The organism is Ureibacillus suwonensis (assembly GCF_042655065.1).
Taxonomy (GTDB): Bacteria; Bacillota; Bacilli; order Bacillales_A; family Planococcaceae; genus Ureibacillus; species Ureibacillus suwonensis.
On sequence record NZ_JBHSNQ010000111.1, the window covers coordinates 1 to 880 of the forward strand.

2 pseudogenes are annotated in these 880 nt (G+C 34.9%); one reads left to right on the forward strand and one right to left on the reverse strand.

Annotated elements, in window-relative coordinates:
- Nucleotides 1–238, reverse strand: a pseudogene (locus tag ACFPOH_RS10915) (hypothetical protein); the annotation flags it as partial.
- Nucleotides 239–468: 230 nt separating this feature from the next.
- Here ACFPOH_RS10915 and ACFPOH_RS10920 point away from each other — a divergent pair.
- Nucleotides 469–775: pseudogene (locus tag ACFPOH_RS10920) on the forward strand (PadR family transcriptional regulator).
- Nucleotides 776–880: the final 105 nt, after the last annotated feature.

The window sequence follows — 880 nt, forward strand, 5'->3', positions numbered from 1 at the left end:
AAAATGTGCAAAGAACCTGGGGAAAATCGCAAAATCTAAAATAATCCGCAAAAAAATTGCACATTATTTCAGAAAACGAACCAAAATAATTTGAAAAAGTCAGCCTGAAATAATGTGAAAATTTACAGAAATGTTTGATTTCTTTCCGCATGATCAGTTCGAATTTTTCTTTCACAAAGCGACGAATGGCATTTTCCAGTCGATTTGCCCAGTCGACATTCGGTATCCTTTTAGTCATAGGTAGGGTACTCCTTTCTCTAAGATTTTTGGTCCAATCAGAAAATCCCCTACCTTTTTTCTTTTGGTCTAGCAAAATGCTTTACACAAACTTTTATCCATCATCTTGTTAAGAGAGAGGTACACAAAATTAACCTTATCTTAATAATGTCTTTCTTGAAAAACACCATGTAGACGTGATACGATGCTACCGATTTTCGATATCGAAATTCGATCATGAAGGGGAACGTGATGGAAAATAAAGTGTTGCGTAAATGGCTCCTTGGTTTTATTCACATACACATTTTATATCATGCTAAAGAAAGAACCCATATTTGGTTCATGGCTGTTAGAAGAACTGAAGAAACACGGCTATCAGATGAGCGCAGGAACCTTGTATCCTTTACTGCACAAGATGGAGTTAGCGAATCTATTAGAAAGAGAAGAAAAAACTGTGGAAGGGAAGATTAGAAAATATTACAGAACAACCAAAAAAGGAAATGAGGTACTTATGAAAGCGAAAGAAAAAGCTTATGCTGTAAACGTCAACCCCAAATGAACAATTTTTGCTCATTTCGGATGAACACTTTTTGCTAAGAAAAAATTGTTTCTTGATGTTTTAATCGGTAACTTTCGTTGTTCATATGAATCACTTCAACTCGAT